General features: G+C 56.5%; 20 protein-coding genes. 12 read left to right on the top strand and 8 right to left on the bottom strand.

Annotation, left to right across the window (positions count from 1 at the left end; genetic code table 11):
* Positions 1-368: 368 nt before the first annotated feature.
* From GN111_RS19570 to GN111_RS19530, 9 genes are all read left to right on the top strand, one after another.
* Positions 369-1,145 carry an MBL fold metallo-hydrolase gene (locus GN111_RS19570; protein WP_231715499.1) on the top strand — a complete coding sequence of 259 codons (777 nt, stop codon included), beginning with the start codon at positions 369-371 and terminating at the stop codon, positions 1,143-1,145.
* Between the two features lie 9 nt (positions 1,146-1,154).
* Complete coding sequence (locus tag GN111_RS19565) at positions 1,155-1,832, top strand: precorrin-2 dehydrogenase/sirohydrochlorin ferrochelatase family protein (RefSeq protein ID WP_155305366.1); 678 nt, start codon at positions 1,155-1,157, stop codon at positions 1,830-1,832.
* A 1-nt stretch (position 1,833) separates the two neighbouring features.
* A complete protein-coding gene (gene ccsB, locus GN111_RS19560) occupies positions 1,834-2,655 on the top strand; it encodes a c-type cytochrome biogenesis protein CcsB (protein ID WP_155305365.1) in 822 nt (273 codons plus the stop codon).
* 73 nt (positions 2,656-2,728) lie between these two features.
* Positions 2,729-3,994 carry a glutamyl-tRNA reductase gene (hemA, locus tag GN111_RS19555; RefSeq protein WP_155305364.1) on the top strand — a complete coding sequence of 422 codons (1,266 nt, stop codon included), beginning with the start codon at positions 2,729-2,731 and terminating at the stop codon, positions 3,992-3,994.
* 84 nt (positions 3,995-4,078) lie between these two features.
* Positions 4,079-5,017 (top strand): ACP S-malonyltransferase, encoded by a 939-nt coding sequence (fabD, locus tag GN111_RS19550; protein WP_155305363.1) that lies wholly within the window; start codon positions 4,079-4,081, stop codon positions 5,015-5,017.
* Between the two features lie 188 nt (positions 5,018-5,205).
* Positions 5,206-5,568 (top strand): RNA polymerase-binding protein DksA, encoded by a 363-nt coding sequence (dksA, locus tag GN111_RS19545; RefSeq protein WP_155305362.1) that lies wholly within the window; start codon positions 5,206-5,208, stop codon positions 5,566-5,568.
* Entirely contained in the window at positions 5,546-6,442 is an 897-nt protein-coding gene (locus GN111_RS19540) for a PHP domain-containing protein (protein WP_231715498.1), read from the top strand. The genes dksA and GN111_RS19540 overlap by 23 nt, the downstream gene beginning before the upstream one ends.
* Complete coding sequence (gene rnc / locus GN111_RS19535; RefSeq protein WP_155305361.1) at positions 6,439-7,155, top strand: ribonuclease III; 717 nt, start codon at positions 6,439-6,441, stop codon at positions 7,153-7,155. The genes GN111_RS19540 and rnc overlap by 4 nt, the downstream gene beginning before the upstream one ends.
* Positions 7,152-8,225, top strand: coding sequence for an elongator complex protein 3 (locus GN111_RS19530; protein ID WP_155305360.1), 1,074 nt, complete (start codon positions 7,152-7,154; stop codon positions 8,223-8,225). Before rnc ends, GN111_RS19530 begins: the two co-directional genes overlap by 4 nt.
* Before the next feature lie 95 nt (positions 8,226-8,320).
* On the opposite strand, the gene GN111_RS19525 is transcribed toward GN111_RS19530, so the two are convergent.
* Both GN111_RS19525 and GN111_RS19520 read right to left on the bottom strand, forming a co-directional pair.
* Positions 8,321-10,252 (bottom strand): TRAP transporter permease, encoded by a 1,932-nt coding sequence (locus GN111_RS19525; RefSeq protein WP_155305359.1) that lies wholly within the window; start codon positions 10,250-10,252, stop codon positions 8,321-8,323.
* 161 nt (positions 10,253-10,413) lie between these two features.
* Positions 10,414-11,388 (bottom strand): TAXI family TRAP transporter solute-binding subunit, encoded by a 975-nt coding sequence (locus GN111_RS19520; protein ID WP_155305358.1) that lies wholly within the window; start codon positions 11,386-11,388, stop codon positions 10,414-10,416.
* Positions 11,389-11,681: 293 nt separating this feature from the next.
* Between GN111_RS19520 and GN111_RS19515 the strand changes: the two genes are divergently transcribed.
* Positions 11,682-12,581, top strand: a complete 900-nt coding sequence (locus GN111_RS19515) for a DMT family transporter (protein ID WP_155305357.1) — start codon at positions 11,682-11,684, stop codon at positions 12,579-12,581.
* Positions 12,582-12,739: 158 nt separating this feature from the next.
* Entirely contained in the window at positions 12,740-13,855 is a 1,116-nt protein-coding gene (locus tag GN111_RS19510) for a M20 family metallopeptidase (protein ID WP_155305356.1), read from the top strand.
* 9 nt (positions 13,856-13,864) lie between these two features.
* Here the strand turns inward: GN111_RS19510 and GN111_RS19505 are convergent, their stop codons facing one another.
* From GN111_RS19505 to GN111_RS19495, 3 genes are all read right to left on the bottom strand, one after another.
* The gene (locus GN111_RS19505) at positions 13,865-15,250 is read right to left on the bottom strand and encodes a sodium/glutamate symporter family protein (protein WP_155305355.1); all 1,386 of its coding nucleotides are present in this window, start codon (positions 15,248-15,250) and stop codon (positions 13,865-13,867) included.
* A gap of 178 nt (positions 15,251-15,428) precedes the next feature.
* Positions 15,429-16,868 (bottom strand): pyridoxal phosphate-dependent decarboxylase family protein, encoded by a 1,440-nt coding sequence (locus GN111_RS19500; RefSeq protein ID WP_155305354.1) that lies wholly within the window; start codon positions 16,866-16,868, stop codon positions 15,429-15,431.
* 181 nt (positions 16,869-17,049) lie between these two features.
* Positions 17,050-17,793, bottom strand: coding sequence for a sulfite exporter TauE/SafE family protein (locus GN111_RS19495; protein WP_155305353.1), 744 nt, complete (start codon positions 17,791-17,793; stop codon positions 17,050-17,052).
* A gap of 106 nt (positions 17,794-17,899) precedes the next feature.
* On the opposite strand from GN111_RS19495, the gene GN111_RS19490 reads away from it, so the two are divergent.
* Positions 17,900-18,553, top strand: a complete 654-nt coding sequence (locus tag GN111_RS19490; RefSeq protein WP_155305352.1) for a TetR/AcrR family transcriptional regulator — start codon at positions 17,900-17,902, stop codon at positions 18,551-18,553.
* A gap of 41 nt (positions 18,554-18,594) precedes the next feature.
* Here GN111_RS19490 and acs read toward each other — a convergent pair whose 3' ends face one another.
* Genes acs through GN111_RS19475 form a run of 3 tightly spaced genes read right to left on the bottom strand, consistent with a single transcriptional unit; the run spans position 18,595 to position 23,460 of the window.
* The gene (gene acs, locus GN111_RS19485; RefSeq protein ID WP_155305351.1) at positions 18,595-20,721 is read right to left on the bottom strand and encodes an acetate--CoA ligase alpha subunit; all 2,127 of its coding nucleotides are present in this window, start codon (positions 20,719-20,721) and stop codon (positions 18,595-18,597) included.
* 52 nt (positions 20,722-20,773) lie between these two features.
* Complete coding sequence (gene hydF / locus GN111_RS19480) at positions 20,774-21,991, bottom strand: [FeFe] hydrogenase H-cluster maturation GTPase HydF (protein ID WP_155305350.1); 1,218 nt, start codon at positions 21,989-21,991, stop codon at positions 20,774-20,776.
* Entirely contained in the window at positions 21,988-23,460 is a 1,473-nt protein-coding gene (locus GN111_RS19475; protein WP_155305349.1) for a lyase family protein, read from the bottom strand. The genes hydF and GN111_RS19475 overlap by 4 nt, the downstream gene beginning before the upstream one ends.
* Positions 23,461-23,465: the final 5 nt, after the last annotated feature.

The raw sequence follows: 23,465 nt of genomic DNA, 5'->3' as shown, positions 1-23,465 counted from the left end.
CATGAACGTGAGAAACCGCGTTGATCCAGCTAGCGAAAAGAGCACACCGGTGCGAGTTCTGGATTGACTATAAATTGCTGCACCGGTTACATTTTATGGATTGAAACAAATTTTCGAGTAGCGGCACAAATAACAAATCCCATTCAGCATTGTCAAGCACCGATATACGACTGTTCGGTTATGAAACACTCACAAAAAACCGCTGTTAAACCCGTCGCCAAGTTCTCTCCGAAGCAAACCGCTGGAGAGATTCGATCGGGAAAGTTTGCTTTCCGGGCGGTCCGCACGGAACCTGTGGTTGAATTCTTTTTCTGATCGACTTACCATAGCAAAACGTGTCCATAACCCGCACAAAAAAAGGAATTCACGTGACCTCTTCAAGCCGAATCACGATCCTGGGCTCGGGAACCTGCGTTCCATCGCTTAAACGCAATCCATGCTCCTTTCTGATGCAGACCGGAAAGGAGAACCTGCTTTTTGACTGCGGTTCCGGGGTGATGCGCCGACTGCTGGAAATCGGCATCCCGATTTTCGATATCAGCCACCTTTTTCTCAGCCACTTCCATCCGGACCACTCCGGGGAACTGGTGTCGTTTCTGTTCGGCCTGAAGTATCCGTCGCCCTCGCCGCAACAGCGGCACCTGACGATTGTCGCGGGCAAGGGCTTTACCGCCTTTTTCGAAGGTTTGAAATCCGTCTACGGACATTGGATCGAACTGCCGCCCGATTGCTTGACCATCGTTGAAATGGATACCCGCGCGCCCGACCGGCGGGTATTTTCCTCCTTTTCGCTTTCCTCCATGCCCGTTGCCCATCGTCCGGAAAGCCTGGCCTTCCGCGTTACCGATGCCGACGGAAAAGTGCTGGTCTACTCTGGAGATACCGATGTTTGCGACAGCCTGGTGACCATCGCCGACAAGGCCGACCTGATGATCTGTGAATCGGCCTTTCCGGACGACCGCAAAATCGACGGCCATCTCACGCCGTCACTGGCTGGCCGAATCGCCCAATCGGCCGGCGTAAAACGTTTGGTTTTGACCCATTTTTATCCGGATTGCGAGGACGCCGATATTGAAAATCAGTGCCGAAGCACATATAATGGTTCGCTTGTTCTGGCGCAGGATCTGATGACCTTTAGCTTGTAGACGGTGAACATGCGTTATTATCCGGTGAATCTCGATATTCAGGGGCGGCCCTGCCTGGTGGTCGGCGGCGGCCGCGTGGGCGCCCGCAAGGTGGACACCCTGCTGAAGTGCGGGGCCATCGTTACCGTTGTCAGCCCCGAGGCGGCATCCAATTTGGCCCAACTGGCAGAAGAGGGCCGCATTTTTCTGGAACGGCGGGAATATCGTTCATCGGACGTAAAGGGCCAATTTCTGGTCATCGGTGCCACCGACGATGAACACCTCAACCGGCAAATCCACGCCGATGCGGAGCGGCTCAACTTGCTCTGCAACATTGCCGACCGGCCGGAAATCTGTAATTTTATCCTGCCGGCCATCGTACGGCGCGGCGATTTCATGATGGCGATTTCAACCGCAGGGAAAAGCCCGGCCTTTGCCAAGCACATGCGTCGGCGCCTTGAATCCCAGTTCGGCCCGGAATACGGCAAGCTGTTGGATCTGATGGGCGCCATCCGCCGGAAACTGCTGGCCGAAGCCCACGAACCGGAAGCCCACAAACCACTGTTCGAGCGCCTGATCGCCGGAGACCTGCTGGAACTGGTAAAAACCGGCGAAAAGGATCGCATCGACCGTTTGCTGGAGGAAGTTCTGGGGCCGGGCTACCGCTATGACCAATTGATGACGGCCGATCGACAACCCGGAGAGTGACATGGAGCCCGTATTCATCATCGCCACCATCGTCTACATGTTTAGCTGCGCCTGTTATTTTGGCTATCTTTTTTTTCAGAAAGACCGCCTTCAAAAATTGGCCGCCGTACTGATGACGATCGGCGTCGGCCTGCATACCGTTTCCCTGGTGGCCTGCGGCATCCGGGCGGGACATTTTCCGGTCAACAATCTTCATGAAACCCTGTCGTTTACCGCCTGGACCATCGCCGTCGTTTTTTTGGCCTTTGCGTTCAAGTTCAAACTCAAAATACTGGGCATCTATGCGGCGCCATTGATTTCGCTGACCATGATCGTGGCCTACCAGATGCCCAAAGCGACTGCCCAAAACCCTCAACTATTTAAAAGCTGGTGGCTGGCGGCCCATATCGTCACGGTGTTCCTGGGAAATGCGGCCTTTGCCCTGGCCTGCGGCCTGGGCATCTTGTATCTGCTTCAGGAAAGGGCCATCAAAAGGAAAACCCGCGGTTTCTTTTTCAGCCGGCTGCCGTCGCTGGCCTTGTTGGATACTGCCGGCTACGCCTGTATTGTCGTGGGCTTTTCCATGGTGACCATCGGCCTGATTACCGGCGTGGTATATGCCAAGGCTGTCTGGGGTCGTTTCTGGAGCTGGGACCCCAAGGAAGTCTGGTCAGTCATTACCTGGCTTTTTTACGCGGCCCTGCTCCACGAACGCCTGACGGTGGGATGGCGGGGAAAACGGGCGGCGATCATGGCTGTCATCGGATTCGGCGTTTTATTGTTTACTTTTTTTGGTGTGAATTTTCTGCTGCAGGGGCATCACGGCACATTTACGGCCATGTAAACCCCTGGGATTGACATAGCAAAGTCGGTCATCAGCGGCCCGCAGCGGGCCCGGCCGACGGCGACAAACAACCATGCGCGATATCGTACTGTTAGGACTCAACCATAAAACCGCATCCGTCCATGTGCGGGAATGCATCGCCTTTACGGAGGACGAAACCGAACGGGCGCTGTCCATGTTGCGGGACAATGCGGCGATCGGAGAAGCGGTTCTTTTTTCCACCTGCAACCGCGTTGAACTGCTGATGGCCGTTGATGACCATGAGGAGGGAATCGCTGCAGCCAAACGGTTTCTGGCCGAATTTAAACGCGTGCCGCTGGACCGCTTTGACGATGCCCTGTACACCCACAGGGGCGAAGATGCCGTCCGGCACACCTTCCAGGTGGCGTCCTCCCTGGATTCCATGGTGGTTGGCGAGCCCCAGATTCTCGGGCAGATGAAAGCCTCATACAGACAGGCCACCGTGGCGCGGACCTCCGGCGTGATTCTCAACAAACTGCTGCATCGAACTTTTTTCGTTGCCAAAAAAGTGCGCACGGAAACCGGCATCGGCGACCATGCCGTCAGCATCAGCTATGCCGCCATCGAATTGGGCCGGAAAATCTTTGGAGAACTCCAGGGCAAACGGGTCATGTTGATCGGTGCCGGCGAGATGGCGGAACTGGCCGTGGAGCATCTGATCCGCAACCGCGCCGGGGCGATAACCGTTGCCAACCGAACCTTCGAAAGAGGCGTGGAACTGGCCAAGCGTTTTTCCGGCCAGGCCATTCGTTTCGAAGAGATTATCGACGGCATCCAGGATGTCGATATCGTCATCAGTTCCACCGGTGCTACTGATTACGTGCTGCGCAAACAGCAGATCAAACAGGCCATGAAGAATCGCCGCAATCGCCGGCTTTTTTTCATCGACATCGCCGTTCCCAGGGACATCGACCCGGAGATCAACCGCATCAACAATGCCTATGTCTACGATATCGACGACCTGAAGGGCATCGTGGACGAAAATATCGAAGACCGCAACCGGGAGGCCATGAAAGCCCGGCGCATCATCGATGAAGCCGTTATCGGATTTCGCCGCTGGTACGACACACTGGCGGTGGTGCCCACCATCGTCTCTTTGCGCGACAAGGTGGAAACCCTCGCCCAAAACGAGCTTGAAAAAACCATGGGTACGCTGAGCCACCTTTCGGAGGACGACAAACGAGCCATAAAACGCATGACCCATGCGCTGGTGAACAAGATTTTACACGATCCCACCCAATTTTTGAAAAAGGACGGTTGCCATGGCGACAAGTCCGTTTCCCTGGATCTGACGCGAAAACTGTTCAAGCTCGACTGAATCGATCCGATACAGGCAAAATCGACGTTTTTCGACTGCGTTTCGAACCGCAACCCAAAACCGATCGACAATGGAGGAACCCGATTGAAAACCATTGCATTTTTATTCCCCGGCCAGGGGTCCCAGGCCGTGGGTATGGGACAGGACCTGTTTCAGGAATACGACTTTGTCAGGGAAATTTTCGACGCCGCCGACGAGATTGCCGGTGCCCATATTTCCAAAGTCTGCTTCAAGGGCCCCATGGAAACCCTGACGGAAACCGTCAATCTCCAACCGGCCGTCACGGCCGTGAATTTGGCCTGCCTGGCGGCCATCGAGCGGGCCGGCATCCAATGCCATTTTTCCGCCGGCCACAGCCTGGGAGAATACAGTGCGCTGAAATCGGCCGGCGTTGTCTCCATGGCGGACACCCTGCGGCTGGTGCTCAAACGCGGGCAGTTGATGCACCGGGAATCCCAGCAGCACAAGGGGGCCATGAGCGCCATTGTGGGGCTGGATATCGGCACGGTCAACGAACTGGTGCAAGCCGGTCAATCGTCCGGTACGGTCTCGGTGGCCAATCACAATTCCAAAGAGCAGATCGTTATCACCGGAAGCCCGGAGGCGGTTGCCGCCGTTTCTCAAGCCGCCAAATCCAACGGTGCACGGGCGATCCCCCTGAAGGTGAGCGGTGCCTGGCACAGTGAACTGATCAAAGGCGCCGAAGAAGAATTTACCGCTTATCTGGAAACCATCGATTTTACTTCGCCGAAAAACCGGATCATTCACAATGTAACCGCGGACGGCTGTCAGGAGGCTCCGGAAATCCGGCAACTCATGGCCAGGCAGTTGTGCAGTCCGGTACGGTGGTACGATACCGTCTGCCGTTTGATGGCGGAAAAGGTGGACCTTTTTATCGAGGTGGGGCCGGGCAGGGTGCTGGCGGGTCTGCTGAAAAAAATCCTTCCCCCGGAATACGATCATCGGGTTCTCAACATCGGCAACATGAAAACCCTGGAAGCACTGGTGTCCGAATTGTCCTGAACCGTTTTTCAGGCAACCCGTTGGTTTTGATTTCAATACACCCCGACTGGCGTTATCGGCGAACGATGAAACAGCAACGCCGCTGGAATACAGCTCCGGAACAATAGCACTTTACATGCCGATATCATTGTGTTAGTTTTTATTTTTTATTATGGCGATAAAATATTTTACTTGTGCAGGGTTGAACCATGAACAAAGATGATTTGAAGTTTTTCGAAGATCTTCTTCACAAGCGGCTGCAGGAACTGTTGAGCCATGCGGGTGAAACCGTTTCTGGGATGACGGAGCAGAAGGAAAACTTTCCGGATCCCACGGATCGGGCGACGCTGGAGTCGGATCGCAATTTTATGCTGCGCATTCGGGATCGCGAGCACAAGCTGATCAAAAAAGTGAAAAAAGCACTCGAGCGAATCGAAAACGGCACCTTTGGTATCTGCGAAAAGTGTGGTGACGATATTTCCATCGAACGGCTGAAAGCAAGGCCGGTCACCACCCAATGCATCGAATGCAAGACCAAAGAGGAGGCTTTTGAAAAAGCCCTTGGCATCTGAACCCAATGCCGGTATCGATCTGCATATTCATTCAACGGCCTCCGACGGCACTCTGACCCCATCCGAAATCCTGGCGATGGCGGTCCGACTCGGCCTGAAAGCCATCGCCATTACCGATCACGACACCCTGGCCGGGTCTGCGGCCGCAATCTCCCGGGGCATCCCGTCAACTTTACAATTTATTACGGGCATTGAAATCAGCGCTGCTGCGCCGCCGGGCTTTCATTCCGGCGGCAGCATTCATATTCTCGGTTACGGATTCGATCTTGGCAATCCGGGGCTTGCCTCTCTTCTCGAGGTACTGAAAACGGCAAGGGAAAATCGCAATCCGAAAATCATTGCCCGACTCAACGCCTTGGGCATGGACCTGCATGCTGACGAATTGGCGCCCATTGTGGGCAGTGGCGTTGCCGGCCGCCCCCACATTGCGCAACTGATGGTGAAAAAGGGTCTGGCCGATTCCATCGACGATGCTTTTGACCGATTTTTAGGGAAAAACAGGCCGGGATATGTTGGAAAATACCGCGTTCCCATGGCCGATGCCATCGGCGCCATTAATACGGCCGGCGGCATCGCCGTTCTGGCCCACCCGTACCTGAATGATTTGAATGGCCAGGACAGGTTCGAATCCTTCCTGAAGACCCTGATATCCTTGGGACTGGGGGGCATCGAGGCCATCTATCCCGATCACCCGGAAACGGCCACCAGCGAATACTGCCGCCTGGCACGTAAATATGACCTTGTCATTACCGGCGGAACGGATTTTCACGGCGAGGTCACACCGGGGATTCAACCGGGTATCGGAGACGGAAGCTTTCTCGTGCCTTATTCGGTCTATGAGACCCTGGTAGAAACGCTGAGAACCCGAAAATGACGACATCCCAAAACGAAGAAACCGCCGATAACCAACGTTTGGAAACGGCCTTGGGCTACCATTTCAACGATCCCGCGCTATTGACCGGCGCCCTGTGCCACAGTTCCTATGTCAACGAGCAGTCCCGTGACAATCTGGAAAGCAACGAACGGCTCGAATTTTTAGGCGATGCCGTTCTCAATCTGTCCATCAGCCACCTGCTGATGCAGCGCTACCCGGAACTGGCCGAGGGTGAATTGTCCAGAAACCGGGCCCAGTTGGTCAATGAAACCCAATTGGCCGCCATCGCCAGGAAACTCTCACTCGGCCCGCACCTGTTGCTGGGCAAAGGCGAAGCGTTGACCGGCGGCAGAGAAAAAAACTCCATCCTGGCGGATGCCGCCGAGGCGGTTATCGCCGCCATCTATCTGGATGGCGGCTTCGATGCGGCTTTCGCCTTCGTCGAAAGCCGCTTTTCCCGGCAATTGGCCAAGGTCAACCGCGGCCGCTACGAAACCGATTACAAAAGCCAGCTTCAAGAGCACGCCCAGTCCGTCTATCGCGAAATTCCGCAGTATCGGGTCATCGAAACCAGAGGACCGGATCACAGCAAGACCTTCCGGGTGCAGGTGAGCGTGGCGGACGTCACTGCCGAAGGGGATGGAAAAAGCAAAAAAATGGCCGAACAGGAAGCGGCCCGGGTTGGCCTGGAGCTGTTGGATAAACACCCTTGAGCAGACCGGATGACAGCGCTGCCGCGGCCCACGCCCACCCTCTGATTGTCCCGATTTTCATCCCGCAGTTGGGATGCCCCCATCAATGTGTTTTCTGCAGCCAGCCGGCGATCACCGATACACCGCGCCGCTGTCCCACACCAGACCAGATCCGTCAGGAAGTCAGCCGGTTCCTGGAATACGGAAAGCGTCCCTCCTCGACGGTCCAGATCTCCTTTTTCGGAGGCAATTTTCTGGGTCTGAAGTCCTCATCAATCCTGAAACTATTGGAAGCAGCGGCGGAATTCGTGCAGAACGAAACCGTCGACAGCATCCGCTTTTCCACAAGACCGGACACGGTTTGTGAAAAAAGACTGGAACTGCTGACCGGATTTCCCGTTTCTACCATCGAATTGGGGGTTCAGTCCATGCATGACCGGGTGCTGGAGCTTGCCGAGCGCGGTCACCGGGCAGCGGATACGATTGCAGCCGCAGAACGGGTAAAGCAACGGGGCTATCGATTGGGCCTGCAGATGATGGTCGGACTTCCCGGAGACAGCGAGGATGGTGCCATGGAGACGGCCCGCCGGATGGCGGCGTTGGCACCTGATTTTGTGAGAATCTATCCCACCCTGGTTCTCGAAGGCAGCCCCCTGGCCGACTGGTTCCGTTCCGGGCGGTATCGTCCCATGCCCCTGGACGCATGCGTCACATTGGTGAAACGGATCTGTCTATTCTTCAAGGCTCGCCATATTCCCGTGATCCGCATGGGACTTCAGGCTTCGGACGGCCTGAACGCAGAAACCGGTCTGGTGGCCGGTCCCTACCATCCCGCCTTCGGCCATCAAGTGTATGCCGAAATCGTTCTCGACGCGATTTCAGCGGCCATCGCCAAAATGGCGGCCCCCATCCCCGATCCCCTGATCATCCAAGCCCATCCCCGAATGATCTCGCGTGTTCAAGGGCTGAAGAAAAAAAACATTTTTTACCTGAAACAGAAGTTTCTTCTGGAAAAGGTTTTATTGGTTCAAGACGCGACGCTGGCGAAGGACCATGTCAGGGTTGCTGATCAACTTACTGTCTTGCCATAACGCCCATTGCAAATAAAAAATCCCGCTCCTGGAGAGCGGGATTTTTTATGGAGGTTTGGAATTTATGTTGCGTGAATGTTTTTTCTGCGCGTCGATCAGGCTGCCGGGGATTTCTTGAACCACCCCTTGATACTCTTTATCCAGATGCCGCTCAAGATATACGAGTAGAGCCAGGTACCAAAAATAATGGCTACAAAAGCCTTGACGATATCCATGGCACTGCCGTTTAGGGAAAAGCCCGGCACGTAGCCGAACAGAAAGGGGCCCAGGTAGAGAAATTTCGCGAACTTGAAGGAGGCGAAAGCCGTTCGCCACATATTGGCTTTGGCGATGGTCGCCCCGGCAAAGGCCGCGATGCACACCGGCGGGGTGATGTTGGAATCCTGGGAGAGCCAGTAGACGATCATGTGTGCCGCAATGGGGTTGACCCCCAGGTGGGTCAGGGCCGGAACGGCGACCACCGCCGTGATCAGATAGGCTGCGGTAACCGGCACACCCATGCCCAGCACCAGGGAGGCCAGAGCGATGAACAGGATTGTCAACGGCAGAGAACCGCCGGCCAATTCGATCACAATGTCGGCAAAGGTCAGCACCAGGCCGGTATAGGTGAGCACGCCGATGATGATGCCGATGACGCCGATGGTTGCGCCGATCTTCAGGCTGTTCTCCGCCCCGCTGCGGGAGGCTTCTACAAATCGTTTCAGACCGGTGTTGATGGCCGGGCGATGGTCTTTTTTAATGGCATACCAGATTACGCAGAGAACCAGGCCGATAAAAACCATGGTTCTTTCGGAAAGAATGTGGTTCAGGCTCCTGGCCGCTTCGGGCCCGACCGTTTTGCTGAGCAGCAGCGATGACAACTGCGTTGCCAGCACCAGGGCCATGACCACGGCCAGGGTGTAATCGATACGGTTTTCCGGATACTTATAGCTGACGACGATACATGTGGCCAACCCCAGGATGGCCGAGTAGCCGGGGGAGTAGCCGGTCAGCATGAAAATCGTGATGATGATCAGCGGCAGGGTGAAAAACCATTCTTTTTTGAGGATTTCCATGGCGCTGTGTTCGCTGCGTTCGCCCACGATGTTATACATCTTGGCCTCGTAATGCACCATTACGAAAACACTGAAAAAGTACATGAATGCCGGAAACAGGCCCACCAGCATGATGCGCGAGTAGGGCACGCCGGTCAGCTCCGCCATGATGAATCCGCCGGCGCCCATGATGGGAGGCATGAACATGCCGCCGATGGAGGCCGCCGGTTCGATGCCGCCGGCGATGTGGGGCCGGAAGCCGGCCTTTTTCATCATGGGAATGGTGAAAGCTCCTGTGGAAACCGTGTTGGCAATGGCGCTGCCGGAGATGGAGCCGAACAGACCGGAAGCGATGACCGAGACCTTGGCCGGGCCGCCGATCTTATGGCCTACCGCAGCCAGGGGCCAGTCGATGAAAAAACGCTGGGCCCCGCTCTTTTCCAAAAAGGCGCCGAAGAGCACAAACAGAATTACATAGGTGGCCAGCACGTTGGCCATGATGCCGAAGACCCCGTCGCTCATGTAGTAAATGGTGGTGCACAGGTTGGGAAAGGTATCGCCCGGATGGGCGAACAGTTCCGGTGCATAGGGACCATATATGCCGTAAAGCAGCATCACGGCGCCGATGATCACGAAGGCGTTGCCCACCACCCGACGGGCCAACTCGATACCGATCATGACACCGATCATTGCCATGGTTTTGTCGACGGCATTTTCAGCGCCGGTGCGGTAGTTGATGGCTTCGAAATTGACGATCCAGTAGCCGATGCTGATGATCGACAGCAGGATCAATATGTAATCCACCGTCCGCATGACGGGGGTTTTTGATTTATAGAGCAAAAATACCAGCACATAGGTGATGATCACGTAAATGCCCCGGTGATACTGGGTGGCTGCCGGCTGAACCACGGCGGCATAGGAATAAAAAAGCACCAACAGCACCGAAAGCACATCGAAAATGATTTGTTCAAATCGTCTTAATTGGTCGTACACGGCGGCCCCTGCCTTTTTGAGTGGTCAGAAGTCAGGAGCCAGAATTCAGAATCGGGAAAAATCCGTTCTGCCTCCTGGCATCTGCCTCCTGAATTCCTATGAGAACATTAACGAAAGAGGGGCAACGGCAATTCACCATCAGCCCCTCATTTTCGCTTATTTTATTTCAGAACGCCTTTTTCTTTCCAGAACTTCTCGGCACCCGGGTGCAGCGGAGTGACGATTCCGTTGATACCACTTTCAATGCTCATGGCCTTGGCGGTCTTTTTCACGTTGACCATGTGGGCCAGTCCCTCGGGGGTGTAGATCTTGGAGAGCAGGGTGTAGACAACATCCGCGGGAACTTTGGAATTGGCGACCCACAGGGCGGAGTCCTGAAAGGAAGGAATGTCCCGATCGACGCCTTTGTAGGTGCCGGCCGGGACCTTCAGTTTGGCAAAGTAGGGATATTTGTCATAGAAGCCGGAGGCTTTGGCGTCGGCATCCAGATCGATCATGTCGATGTCGTTTTGCTGGGCGGCCATGACCACGGCCCCGCTGGGAAATGCGGTGAACAGCCAGAATGCATCCAACTGGTTGTTTCCGAATGCAGCAGCGGCATCGTTGTAGCCCATGGCGTTGCGCTCGATCTTGTCCCAGACGCCCATATGGGTAAAGAACAGTTCGCAGTTGGCAAAGGCGCCCGAACCGGCGTTGCCCACGCCGACTTTTTTACCTTCCAGATCTTTAACGCTGTTGATGCCGCCGCCTTTTTTCACTACGAGCTGGGCCGGGGCGCCATAGAAGTATGCGACGCCTAAGACGTTTTCGTATTTTTTGGTGTCGTTTTTCATGCGGCCGTTGCGCCCCAGGTAAACGTGGCCGGAGTAGACCACGCCAAAGGAGTAGGCGCCGGAATCAACCTTGCGCATATTTTCCACGCTGCCGCCGGAAGCGCCGGCCAGGACGCGGAATTCCTTGATGGCTTTCACCGGGGGATAGGTGGAGATGCCGCCCGCCATGAACTGGAAGGTTCCGCCGGCAGGACCGCCGCCGAACTTGTAAATGGCCTTGGCACTGGCATCGGCCGAAAATGTCATGGTCATTATCGCTGCCGCACAAATACAGATCGCAATGGTAAAAAATTTGTTCCTCATTCGTTTCTCCTCCTGCTGGTTAAGTGGGGTTTTCCGCGGCGGGTCCTAAAAACATGCGCCACGAAGTTCCGGAAGCGCTTTTCCAATGATTGACAGGTTACCAGGGCATGGGACCAGCTTCAATTGGTGGATTTCTGATTCTGGTGTAATACTTTTTCTTACAAAAGAGCCCGCCGTTGGGTGCGCTATCGTTCGGGACTGCCTGAAAACCGGGTCGCCCTGACGGTTGCAAAGACCGGGCGAGTCCTGTAATGAGCCTGAATTCCCTTTCCATCGGATTGACGAGTGAAGGTATGAACCCGACAAAAACCGCCCATTTGCAGCAAAGTGCCCTGGTAAAAACCACCATCGGCGCCATGATGATCAGCTTTTCTGCTGTCTGGGTTCGCCTGGCCGAAGTGGCGCCGACCGTTTCAGCGTTTTACCGGGTCGGTTTCGGAGCCGTTTTTTTGCTGACCATTCTGGTCGTTCGAAGGCAGCCGCTATGGCAGGGTAGGTCCGTTTTGGGGCTATCTTTGATCGCGGCCCTCTTTTTCGCGCTCGATCTTTACGCCTGGCACCGCTGTATCGGCTACGTGGGACCGGGGCTGGCCACCATCCTGGGCAACTTCGAGGTCTTTCTGGTGCCGGTGATTGGCCTGCTGCTCTACAAAGAACGGTTGAGCCTTCGTTTCGTTTCTGCAGTGCCGCTGGCGGTTTTCGGACTGTTCATGATTGTTGGCGTACGCTGGGATCAACTCAGCCAGGATTATCGCATCGGCATCGGCTGGGGGCTGGCAACCGCCGTTTTCTACACCGGGTTTCTGGTTTCCTTGCGCCGGCTGCAAGCCAGACCGACCTCGCCTTCGGCAGTCCTCAGCCTGATGATTGTCTCGACGTTCAGCGCCATCTATCTGGCTGCGGATATTCTCGCCAGCGGTGAATCTTTTGCCATCCCGACCTTCCAAAGCGGTTTGGCGCTGGTGGCTTTAGGACTTTTCAGCCAAACCGCCGGATGGCTGCTCATCACCCATTCCCTGCCCCGGATCCCGGCAGCTATCGCCGGCCTGCTTTTGTTGCTGCAGCCTTCCTTGGCCTTCGTTTGGGATGTTCTTTTTTTTGGAAGAGAAACCTCTTCCATCGCCTGGGTTGGTGTGGCCCTGGCCATTGGCGCCATCTACATGGGGACCACCGGAAAAGACGCATCCTCGTAGACGAATGAGAGACGGGGCGTGTTTACAACCGAACCTGTCATGATTAATTTTCAGGCCGTATTCGCCGAAACCATTCATCCAGACCGTACGCATCGTCTGTTCGGCCCAACGGCCATCGCGGTGCGCGAACCGCTTGGTAAAAGGAGAAAAACGCCTTTATGGCTACCGAAAACGAAACGACAAACACCCGGGAGATTGTCGAACTGACCAAGGATCTGATCCGTTTTCCCTCCACCAGCACCCGACCCGAAGAAATTCTCAACTGCGCCCGATTCATCGAAAACTGGTTCAACCGCCACGATATCCCCTGCCGTGTGATCGAACACAATGGCGTTCCATCGGTTCTTGCGATGCCCCGGCGGGAGCGGACGCCGCTTTTGCTCATGTCGCACATGGATGTGGTCAGCGCTTCCCATCAGCTTTTCGAACCGCTTGAAAAAGGTGGCAAGCTATATGGGCGCGGGGCCATCGACGACAAGTATGCCGCGGCTTTGTCAATGGTGTTGCTGAAAAATCGGATCGAAAAAAGCCGCAGCCTGGGAATTGACGACAGCCGCCTGGTTCTCGGCGCATTGATTACCGGCGACGAAGAGACCGGTGGATACGATGGCGCCCGCTACGCCCTGGGTCAAATCGCCTGCGATTTCTGCATCGCCCTGGATGGAGGGAGTGTTGAAACAATCGTGATCAAGGAAAAGGGCGTTCTTCGGCTGAAACTTGTTGCCGAGGGCAAAACCGCCCACGGGGCCAGACCCTGGCTGGGGATCAATGCCATTGAAAAATTGATGGAGGACTGTCGTATCGTCAAAGGTTTTTTCGACGGCCTGTCAGATCCGGAGCACTGGAATCGCACCATCAACCTGTCGATCATCAACGCGGGTGAATCCGTTAACCAGGTGCCGGAACGGGCCGAAGCCGTCTTTGACATCCGGTACACGGAAAATGACGATGTCGATGAACTGGTTGGCCGGATTCAGGCGGCGATTTCCGGAACGGCGACCATCGAGGAATGCGAACCCCTGTTCGTCAGCCCCGGTTCGCCCTATCTGGACCGCTTGCTGGAACTCGCTCCCCAAACCTTTACCGGCATTGCGCACGGAGCCAGCGATGCCCGTTTCCTGACCCAATTCGACATCCCCGGTATTGTCTGGGGTGCCGAAGGAAACAGCAGCCAGCATTCCAAGGACGAGCATTTGGAGATCGAGAGCATTGATCGGCTTTACGAACTTCTGGATCGTTTTGTTGGGGATCTTCAGGAATCGCCGCTGGGTTAGCCAGCCACCTTAAGATTGGGCACCATGGGACGGTGCCGGTGGACCACCCCCTAAAAAGCCCAACAGCTTCAACAGAATCAGCGCCACGGCAATGACCGCCGCAAATACCAGCAGGGTCATCCACATTGACCAGTCCCACCACAAGGGGCCGTTGACCAGCACGGTGCAGCCGCCGACCACCGGAAGGGCCATCACATTCATGACGGCCAGTTCATAGGCCGCTGGCGTTTTAAAATCCGGATCCACAATGCGCAGCAGCAGCAGGCCACAGGAAACGGTGCCGGTGACGACGCCGTAGATGGCCGCCGTCCGCTCCAGGTTATAGGCGGAAAGGCGCCGGCCGAACCAGACGACCAGGGTAGTGGTCAAAACGGCATTGACCAGCGCGATCAAGCCGATGGGCAGAATGTAGTCCCAGACGATCTTCAACTCGATGGCCGCCACCGTTGCCACGATGAGGAAATCGACCGACCAACCGGTGATCCGCCGTTGGATGCCGCCATCGGCCAGATGCCCGATTTTCAGCCGCTGCATGGCCCCTTTGACGAGCAGCGCCACCCCCAAGCCGAAAAAGAAGAAAAACCCCCACAGAATTTTGGCCGCATCGGCCGGCAGCCAGTGGCCGATACACGCGATGATTCCGTAGGTCGCCCCATATACCATGCCCACCAGGGCCGTCTGAAACGCCAGGGTTTCCACGTTGCCCGAATGCAGGGTCAGCCGCCCTGCCGATTCGGATTTTCCATCGGGATCAAGCACCCCGACGACAAAATCCCGCGGCAACCGGCGGGGGCCGAAGGTGGCCTGCCCTTTGCGAATGCCGCGATTGACCAGGGGAACCCCGATAAAAAAGGCGCAGAAATACCCGATGGCGGCAAAGGTCAAACCGATGGTGGCCGCGTCGCTGAAACCGACGCCTTCCCACACCTTGCCGATGGACAGGGCCTGCCCCGGTCCTTCGTTGAATCCCAGCGGCGCCAGGAACCCGAAGGTGGGAAACAGGTGAAGCCCGAACGCTCCCAGCAGGATCACCAGCAACCCGCCGACAATGGCCTGCATGGGAAAGGTGAGACCCTGCAGGAGCGCCATCCAGGTCGGACCTTTGAGGGGACTGGGTTGCGCTATCTTCTGGTTGTTGTTTTCTTCCCGGGTCAACCCAACGGAAATAAATGAAATATTGAAAAAGTGATACGCCAGGGCCTCGATGGTTGCCGTGTCGAGATCGACAATGCCCGTGTGCAGCACACCCAGCCCCAAAACCCCGCCGATCAGGCAACTGGGAACCAGAAAACGCTGGAAGAAGCCTACCGTGGCTCGCAGACCGACACCGATCAGCAGGAGCAGGGAGAGGAACGCGAAAACCAGCATGCCGTCAAAGGGAAATGGGGTGTTCATTTAATACCCTTTCTCGATAAAGTTGACAGACTCGTAAAAAATAGCAGGCTCGTCATGCCGGACTTGATCCGGCATCCAGAAATTATAGAAATGACTGGATAACGCTGAAGCTTCACTACGTGCGCCGGCCTTCGCCGGAATGACGCCAGACTGGAATTTTTGACTTTTTAGGAGATCATCATGGCTGGGTGAACATATCATTCACAAACACCGTCAGCACCGTTTCCCGAACCCGGGTCGGCAGAAGATCCAGCACACCGTTGATGTCCGCCATGCGGCTGGGCAGCATGCCGTCGGAAACCCCGGCCGCCGCCATCAGGTTCATGATGTCGCTGTCGGAGATAGCCGCCATATCCATGCCTTTCAGGCTTTCTTTGACCAGACTGACCAGTTCCCCTTCTGGCAGCTTGCGGGCGATGTCCACACACTCGGCCAGGTTATTCAGCAGTTCGTCCTCCCAGCCCACGTTGGATGCGTTGACCGACAGGTGGATGTGGGCGGGCGAATTGTCAAAGGAGAGGGACGGCTGAATATACCACCCCCGGCTGTTCATTTCATCGACGATATGAAAAACGTTCACCTCGTCGGCGGTAAAAGAGATCAGCGACATGTCCGGATGGGTGACCAGCCGCAGGCCGTCGATACGGTTGATGCCTTCGGCGATCTTTTTCACGGACGCCAGCTTCTTGCGGGCGATGTCCAGGTAACCGTCGTCGCCGATATAATTGAGGACCGCCCAGGCCGCGGCCATGGGCCCGCCGGACTTGCTGCTCTGGACGGCATTGTTGACGATGGTGTACCCGATCCACCCGGAGCAGGCGAAGATCTGGTGCTTGCGATACCCTTTGTTGCGGTAGAGAACCAGCGACGCGCCTTTGGGGGTATAGGCATATTTGTGAAGATCCACCGAAATGGAGGTGACCCCCGGCACGGTGAAATCGAAATCCGGCACCGGTTCGCCCAGGCGGCGAAAATAGGGCAGCAGAAATCCGCCCATGCAGGCATCGGTATGCATCCACAGGCCCTTTTCATGGGCCAGGGCGGCCAGATCGGCAATGGGATCCACCACACCGTGGGCATAGGAGGGGGCCGACCCCACGATCATGATGGTGTTTTTGGTGATGGCCGCCTTTACTTTCTCCACATCGGCCCGGAACGTCTGCGGATCGACGGAAACGGTCACCGCTTTCACGCCCAGATAATGGGCCGCCTTGTGAAAGGCTGCGTGGGCGGTGGCCGGCAGGATTATTTCCGGAACATGGATTTGGGGATGGGTGCTGCGGTAACAATCCCGGGCGGCTTTCACCGCCAGGATGATGCTTTCCGTCCCGCCGGAGGTGAAATTGCCCACCACCTGCTCATCGCCTCTCAAATGGCGGGCACCGAAAGCGGCCAGTTCCCGTTCGAGTCGCAGGAGGCTCTGAAAAACGGTGAAATCCAGTCCGTTTTCGGATAGAAATTCGTTGTAGGCGGCTTTGCCGACCGCCATCACCTCGGACCCCGGATCGAAAACATATCCGTAGGTCCGGCCTTCCTGCCATTTGATATCGTTGCGGCGAAACTCGGCCAGGCGCTCGAAGATAGCCTCACGCGTCATTCCTTTTTTGGTCAGTTCCATGGTTCACTCCATTTTTTCAGATAAATCAGTTTCTCATCTTTGTGTCTGTCCAGAAATAGGCAAATTTGGTCGAGATCGAGGCGCAAGGAAAATTTACCCGCAGGTATATGGTTGATATTCCGAGGAGTAAATTTTTCGCGCAACAAAGATATCGGGCAAATTGGCCATTTCTGGATAAACACTACGAAGCCATTTCCCATAGTGCCTTTATCAGTGTCAGCACGGACAGTCCCATCAGGCAAAGCAAGACCCGCTTACGGAAAACCGTTTCGGAAGTGCGGTGAAACATTCGCTGGCCGGCAAGCAACCCAACCGCCATGGGAACGAGCATCAACAGGGCCTGGCGGGCATGATCGACGGTCATCAATCCGGCGGCCAGGCAGGTGCCGGCGGCCAGAATGTCCGTCAACAGGAAATAAGCGATCAGCGACGCCCTGGATACGGTGGCTCCAGCCGGAGAAGAGAAAAAAAAGAGAACGGCCGGCGGTCCGCCAATGGCCGCCGCACCATTGAGAATCCCGGAAGCCGTTCCGGTAAGTACGGTTTGTACACGCCCCGGTCTGCGCCTGACGACGACATCTTTACGAAGGATGAAGGCCAGGGCGAAGATGATCGCCGCCACCGACGTTTTCATACAAGCCGGAGAAACATTGCCGAGCAGCCAGACGCCCAGCGGCGTCCCGATGCCAACACCAAGCAGCATCCAGGCAAGCGCCAACCAATTTACGGAGGACCAGGCACCGGGCAGAAGCAACAGACTGGCGCCCACTTCCAGTATCAATATCATCGGCACGATGCGTTCGGGCGGCAACACCAGGGAAAGCGCCGCCACCGTGATCATGGAGAAGCCGAATCCGCCGTAGCCGCGAACACAACCGGCCACCAGGATGGTAAAGGCGATAAAAAGTGCAAGCGGAGCGTCCATCGCATCCTTGACGACATGCAAAGGGATTTGTTATTGCATTAAGATGCAACAAATTTCACTATAGTGAAATATCATTCACGGAGTTGTATTGTCAACAGGAAGAACCATGACGAATACGGAACGCAAGGCTTGGGAACAGCAGCAGCGCAGCGATCGCATCGTCGACAAGGCCCAGGCCGTTTTCTTCGAGAACGGATACGAAAACACCACCCTGCCGGCCATCGCCGATGCCGCCGGCTACAACAAGCGCACCCTTTACCTGTACTTCAGAGACAAAGAGGAGCTTTTTCTGGCCGTAGTCCTGCGGGGTCTGTTCCAATTGAGGGAGACGCTGGCCAAGGCCATCGACCAGGCCGGTTCAAACGACAGCGGCCTGCGAGACATGGCCCGGGCGTTTTTCGATTTCTCCGTTCAAAGCCCGGAGTTTCTCGATCTGATCATGATCTACGAAAGCCGCTATTTCGACTACCTTAACGGCGACGGCTCCTTTGCGCCGGACAGCTACCGGGCGCAGTGCCAGCAGGTTTCCGCCGATATGGCCCGCATGGTCACGGCCGCCATTGAAAAGGGAATGGAAATCGGTAACATCGGAAAGGATCTGACCCCACAACAGCTCATGCTGCTTCTGTGGGGTCAGATTTTCGGGGTCATGAAAATTTTCAGGATGCGCCGGCAACATTTCCACGAGGCGTTCGGCATTCGCCCCAAGGTACTTTTTGAACACTTTGTGGCCATGGTGGAGTGGGCCCTGAAATTTTAGGACCCGCTCGATTTGGGCACTTTCCGATGGGGTGAAACGGATCAGGCCTGCTTTGACGCGAGCATGATCCGGCAGTCGGCCACCACGGCTCCCTTGCCTTCGGGATAGACGATCAGCGGGTTGATGTCCAGTTCGCTGATCTCGGGATGATCGGCCACCAGGGTCGACACCCGCAGGATGCACTCCCGGATGGCGCCCAGATCCGAGGGCGGATTGCCCCGCACCCCCTGGAGAATGTTAAAGGTTTTAATGGAGCGGATCATGTTTTCCGCGCTGGCGATAAACATGGGCGCCAGGCGGAAGGTAACGTCCTTCAATGCTTCCACGAGCGTACCGCCCAGGCCGAACATGACAATGGGCCCGAATTTGGAATCCCGGGCGCAGCCGATGATCACCTCCACGCCCTTGCCGGCCATCTCCTGCATCAGCACCCCGTCGATCCTGGCATCGGCTTTGAACCGCAGCCCGTTGGCCACGATTTCCTCAAATGCCTGCTTGGCCTGGTCGGCATCGGTGATGTTCAGTTTCACTCCGCCGGCATCCACCTTGTGAACAATATCCTTGGACACGATTTTCATGGCCACGGGCGCACGCATGGCTTCCATGGCAGCGGCGATCTGCGTGGAATCGGATACCAGCCGGCTGGTCAGCAGGGGCAGTCCATAGCAGTTCAACAACTCCGTCGCCTCCCGTTCGGGCAGATAGCAGGACAGGTTGCCGTTCAGCTTTGCGTTGATCAGCCGGGATACTTCATCGCGCCGGACGGCATAGCCAGCCGGAACGCGGTTGCCGATGTTGAGACGCTCCCCGAAACGGACCATGGCGGCCATGGTGCGCGAGGCGGCCTCGGGGAAAACGTAGTTGGGAATGCCGTTGGACTCCAGATGGGCCACGCCTTCGGACACGTCCACGATGCCCATGAACGAACAGAGGATGGGTTTGTCCGTCTGCTTGGCCACATTGGGCACGATCTGGGCCGTTTCCAGGATGTCGGTCATGGCCTGGGGGGTGAGCAAAACGATGGCCCCGTCCACGTTGGGGTCCTGCATGACGGTTTTCAGGGCGCTTTCGTAACGCTCGTGGGTGGCGTCGCCGATCACGTCCACCGGGTTGTGGATATTGGCCGTGGGCGGCAGGCTGGCCTTCAACGCCGCGGTGGTTTCGTCGGTAAAGGCGGCCAGCTTGAGGCCGTGGCGGATGGCGGCGTCGGTGGCCATGATGCCCGGTCCGCCGGCGTTGGTCACGATGGCGATGCGCCGTCCCTTGGGCAGGGGCTGGCGCGAGAAGGCCATGGCATAGTGGAACAATTCGTTGATGCCCTCCACCCGCTGGATGCCGCTTTGCAGGAAAATGGCGTCATAGGCCGAATCCGAGCCCACCAGGGAACCGGTGTGCGAGGCGGCGGCCTTGGCCCCTTCCGACGACGTTCCGGATTTCACGGCCAGGATGGGCTTGCCCTTGTTCCAGGAAATCTCGCTGGCCACGCGGATGAACTCCTGGCCGGCGGACAGATCCTCCAGGTACATGCAGATCACCTTGGTTTCGGGATCATCGCCCAGGTAGCGCAGCAGATCGATTTCGCTGACATCGGCCTTGTTGCCAAAGCTGATGAATTTCGAGAACCCGATCTTGCGGCCCGCGGCGTAGTCCAATACCGAGGTGCACAGGGCCCCGGACTGGGAGATGAAGCCGATGTTGCCCGGTCTTGGCATCAGGCGGGCGAAACTGGCGTTCATGCGAACGTCTTTGTTGGTATTGATGATTCCCAGGCAGTTCGGGCCCACCAGGCGGATGTTGTTGCGGGCGGCGATCGCCTTGATCTGATCCTCCAGTTCGGCCCCCTTGCCGCCGATCTCCTTGAACCCCGCGGTGATGATCACCGCGCCCTTAACGCCTTTGCCCTTCGCCTCATCCAACAGATCCGGCACGACCTCCGGCTTGACGATAATCACGGCCAGGTCGATCGAATCCGGTATGGCGGTGAGGGTCGGGTAGGCCTTGACGCCGTATATGGATTTCAGTTTGGGGTGCACCGGGTAGAGCACCCCCTGGAATTCGCCTTGAATCAGGTTGCGCATCACGGCCTGGCCCACGCTGTTGGGCCGGTTGGTGGCGCCGACGATGGCAATGGATGCCGGGCTGAAAAGCGGTTCGATGGTGTCGGTCATGACTTTTCCTCCTGAATAAAAGTTCACTGTGTACTCCATTATAATTGCTGCTTTATAAATAGGCTGTCTCCAAGTCATCCCGTTTGACAAAAGGGGCTACGGCGCGCTCGTAAACGCCCTGCACGTAGGCGATGGCCATGCCGTAATTGGTAACTGGAATGCCGGCTCTGCGTGCGGGCTGTAAACGGTTGACCAGTTGCCTGCGGGTAACCATGCAACCGCCGCATTGCACCACCAGGGAATAATCCTGGATCGTGCCTGGAATGTCGTCCAGGCCAGCGACGATTTCGAAATGGAGATTTCTGCCCGTAAAGTTTGAAATCCAGCGGGGAATTTTCACCCTGCCGATGTCGTCGCAGGAGGTGTGGTGCGAGCACGACTCCAAAAGCAGAATCTTGTCGCCGTCCTTCAGTTCCGATATCTTCGGCGTACCTTCCAGATAGGCGTCGAAATCTCCTTTAAACCGGGCCAGCATCACGCTGAAGCCGGTCAGCGGGATCGCCTTAGGGATCATGGCGTCGGCCTTGTTGAAAATACTGCTGTCCGTGATGACCAGATGCGGTTCGATCTTTGTCTTCTTTAAAAAAACTTCGACTTCCCGTTCCTTGAGAACAATGGCGATGGCATCGTTGTCGAGAATATCGCGGATGGCCTGCACCTGGGGCAGGATCAAGCGCCCCTCCGGGGCTTCGAGATCGATGGGCACGATCATCATCACGACATCTCCATAGGCAACCAGGTCGCCGACCAGTGCTTGCCGTTTAAATGCCGAAGGGGGGATGATGCGTTTTAGCTTACTAAGCAGCGGCCAGGGGTCCTCATGGGAGACACTCGAATAATCCAGGACCGGCGTCTTTTCAGGAAATACGGCACCATGGTTCCGCCATCGCTCGAGGTCGCTTTTGTTATGAACGAGTAAAAAGGGGATCGCTTCGGATTGAAACCGGGCCATCAACGCCTGTTCCGTGTCGGATACCCGGTTTCCGGCGATGAGCAAAATGGCCGCGTCGATGATCTCGAGAACTTTCCGGGTTCGGTTGGCGCGAAGCTCGCCCAATTGAGAGGTATCGTCCAGACCGGCCGTGTCCACCAATACGACCGGGCCAATGCCGGTCAATTCGACGCTTTTGTTCACCGGGTCGGTGGTGGTTCCCGCCAGATCGCTGACAATGGAGACATCCTGGCCGGTGATGGCATTGATGAACGAACTTTTGCCGACATTGGTTCTTCCGAAAATTCCAATATGGGGGCGGGTTTCTCTGCCTCTCATGAACGCTCCCCCATTTCATCGAGCAGATCGTGAACGGAAAATCCTTCCTTCAAGAGATTGGAAGGGGCCAGGAGTTCTTCCAGTTTTTCCGGATCGATCAATTGCAGGGTCTGGTTGGCCTCGTGAATGGAGCCGCTCGACCGTTGCATTTCACTGGCCAGCAACGCGGCCTTCCCATAGCCAAGATAGGGAAGCAGGGCGGTGCACACCGAAGGGCTGCGGTAGAGCTTCTCTTCGGCAGCCTGCGCGTTGATTTCCAACCCGCAGAACAGATTTTCCTGCAAGGTCCGGTTGGCGGCAATCAACAGTTCCAGGCTGTCCAAGAAGGCATGCCCGATGATGGGCAGATAGGCATTGAGGTCCAAAAGACCCCGGGCCGCCAAACCGTTCACCATGGTCCCGTTGGCATATACTTTGTGGGCGCAGCCGATCACGAACTCGGGGATGACGGGGTTGACTTTGCCAGGCATGATGCTGGAGCCCACCTGCTTTCGGGGCAGCCGGATATCGTTGGTGTCGATCAGGTCGGAAGCCAGCAGCCGCAGGTCGCCCACCATTTTCTCCAGCGAAACGGCATGGGCGGTTAAAAAGCCGTGGACTTCCACGAACGGGTCGAGGTTGCAGGTGGCGTCGTGCATGTTATCGCTGCGGGTAACCGGAAGCCCGGTCAATTTCTGCAGTTCGCGGATCGCTTCCATGACGAAAAAACGGGGGGACGCCAATCCGCTGCCGATGGCGCTCCCGCCCAGATTCACCACCTTCAGCCGCTCCTGACCCCGTGAAATACGCCACCAGTCCCGGGACAGTGCCTCGTTGTAGGTGCTGAAAAGACGCCCCAGGGAAGAAGGAACCGCTGCCTGCATTTGGGTGTAGGCGATCCGCAGGTGGTTTCGATGGGCCGCTTCCAGCTTTTCGATCTCGTGCCGCAGGAGATTGATCCGGTTTTCCAATGCCGGCAATCGCTGCATACAGGCCACGTGCAAGGCTGTGGGGATGACGTCGTTGGTGCTCTGGTAGCGGTTCGCATCTTCGATGGGGTCGATTTCGGTATATGTGCCTGGATCCTTGCCCAGCTTCCCAAGGGCCACATTGGCCAGGATTTCGTTGACGTTCATGTTGATGCTGGTTCCCGCACCGCCCTGGACCGCCGGCACGATGAACCCCTCGAAATGTTTTCCCTGAATTACCTCCCTGGCCGCTTCCTGCAGGGCCTCGATTTTTTCCTGCGCCATCATTTTAATAGTCGTCGCTTTTCCAAACTTCTTCTCAACGGCATTCTGGAACCGTTCGATCGTGTTGTAGCAGGCCAGCTTCACCGTCCCGACGGCTTGATACCAGTGCTGGGAAAACCGGTCCGTATTGGGGAAGTTCTCCCTGGCGCGCCAGGCGTGGATGCCGAACAGGGCTTCGGCGGCAATCTCCACGCTGCCCAGCACGTCTGTTTCTATGCGGGTGTTGAGTTGGTTCATCGTTT

Origin of the sequence: Desulfosarcina widdelii (assembly GCF_009688965.1) — a bacterium.
Taxonomy (GTDB): Bacteria; Desulfobacterota; Desulfobacteria; order Desulfobacterales; family Desulfosarcinaceae; genus Desulfosarcina; species Desulfosarcina widdelii.
The sequence above is the reverse complement of the archived record's forward strand: the minus strand, read 5'-3'. Positions and strand labels throughout refer to the sequence as shown.

Coding starts and splice junctions, on each gene's coding strand:
- GN111_RS19495 (WP_155305353.1), bottom strand. CDS start 17,793: ATGGACGCTCCGCTTGCACTTTTTATCGCCTTTACCATCCTGGTGGCC.
- GN111_RS19515 (WP_155305357.1), top strand. CDS start 11,682: ATGAACCCGACAAAAACCGCCCATTTGCAGCAAAGTGCCCTGGTAAAA.
- hemA (WP_155305364.1), top strand. CDS start 2,729: ATGCGCGATATCGTACTGTTAGGACTCAACCATAAAACCGCATCCGTC.
- hydF (WP_155305350.1), bottom strand. CDS start 21,991: ATGAGAGGCAGAGAAACCCGCCCCCATATTGGAATTTTCGGAAGAACC.
- GN111_RS19500 (WP_155305354.1), bottom strand. CDS start 16,868: ATGGAACTGACCAAAAAAGGAATGACGCGTGAGGCTATCTTCGAGCGC.
- GN111_RS19505 (WP_155305355.1), bottom strand. CDS start 15,250: ATGAACACCCCATTTCCCTTTGACGGCATGCTGGTTTTCGCGTTCCTC.
- GN111_RS19490 (WP_155305352.1), top strand. CDS start 17,900: ATGACGAATACGGAACGCAAGGCTTGGGAACAGCAGCAGCGCAGCGAT.
- dksA (WP_155305362.1), top strand. CDS start 5,206: ATGAACAAAGATGATTTGAAGTTTTTCGAAGATCTTCTTCACAAGCGG.
- GN111_RS19520 (WP_155305358.1), bottom strand. CDS start 11,388: ATGAGGAACAAATTTTTTACCATTGCGATCTGTATTTGTGCGGCAGCG.
- ccsB (WP_155305365.1), top strand. CDS start 1,834: ATGGAGCCCGTATTCATCATCGCCACCATCGTCTACATGTTTAGCTGC.
- rnc (WP_155305361.1), top strand. CDS start 6,439: ATGACGACATCCCAAAACGAAGAAACCGCCGATAACCAACGTTTGGAA.
- GN111_RS19510 (WP_155305356.1), top strand. CDS start 12,740: ATGGCTACCGAAAACGAAACGACAAACACCCGGGAGATTGTCGAACTG.
- GN111_RS19475 (WP_155305349.1), bottom strand. CDS start 23,460: ATGAACCAACTCAACACCCGCATAGAAACAGACGTGCTGGGCAGCGTG.
- acs (WP_155305351.1), bottom strand. CDS start 20,721: ATGACCGACACCATCGAACCGCTTTTCAGCCCGGCATCCATTGCCATC.
- GN111_RS19565 (WP_155305366.1), top strand. CDS start 1,155: ATGCGTTATTATCCGGTGAATCTCGATATTCAGGGGCGGCCCTGCCTG.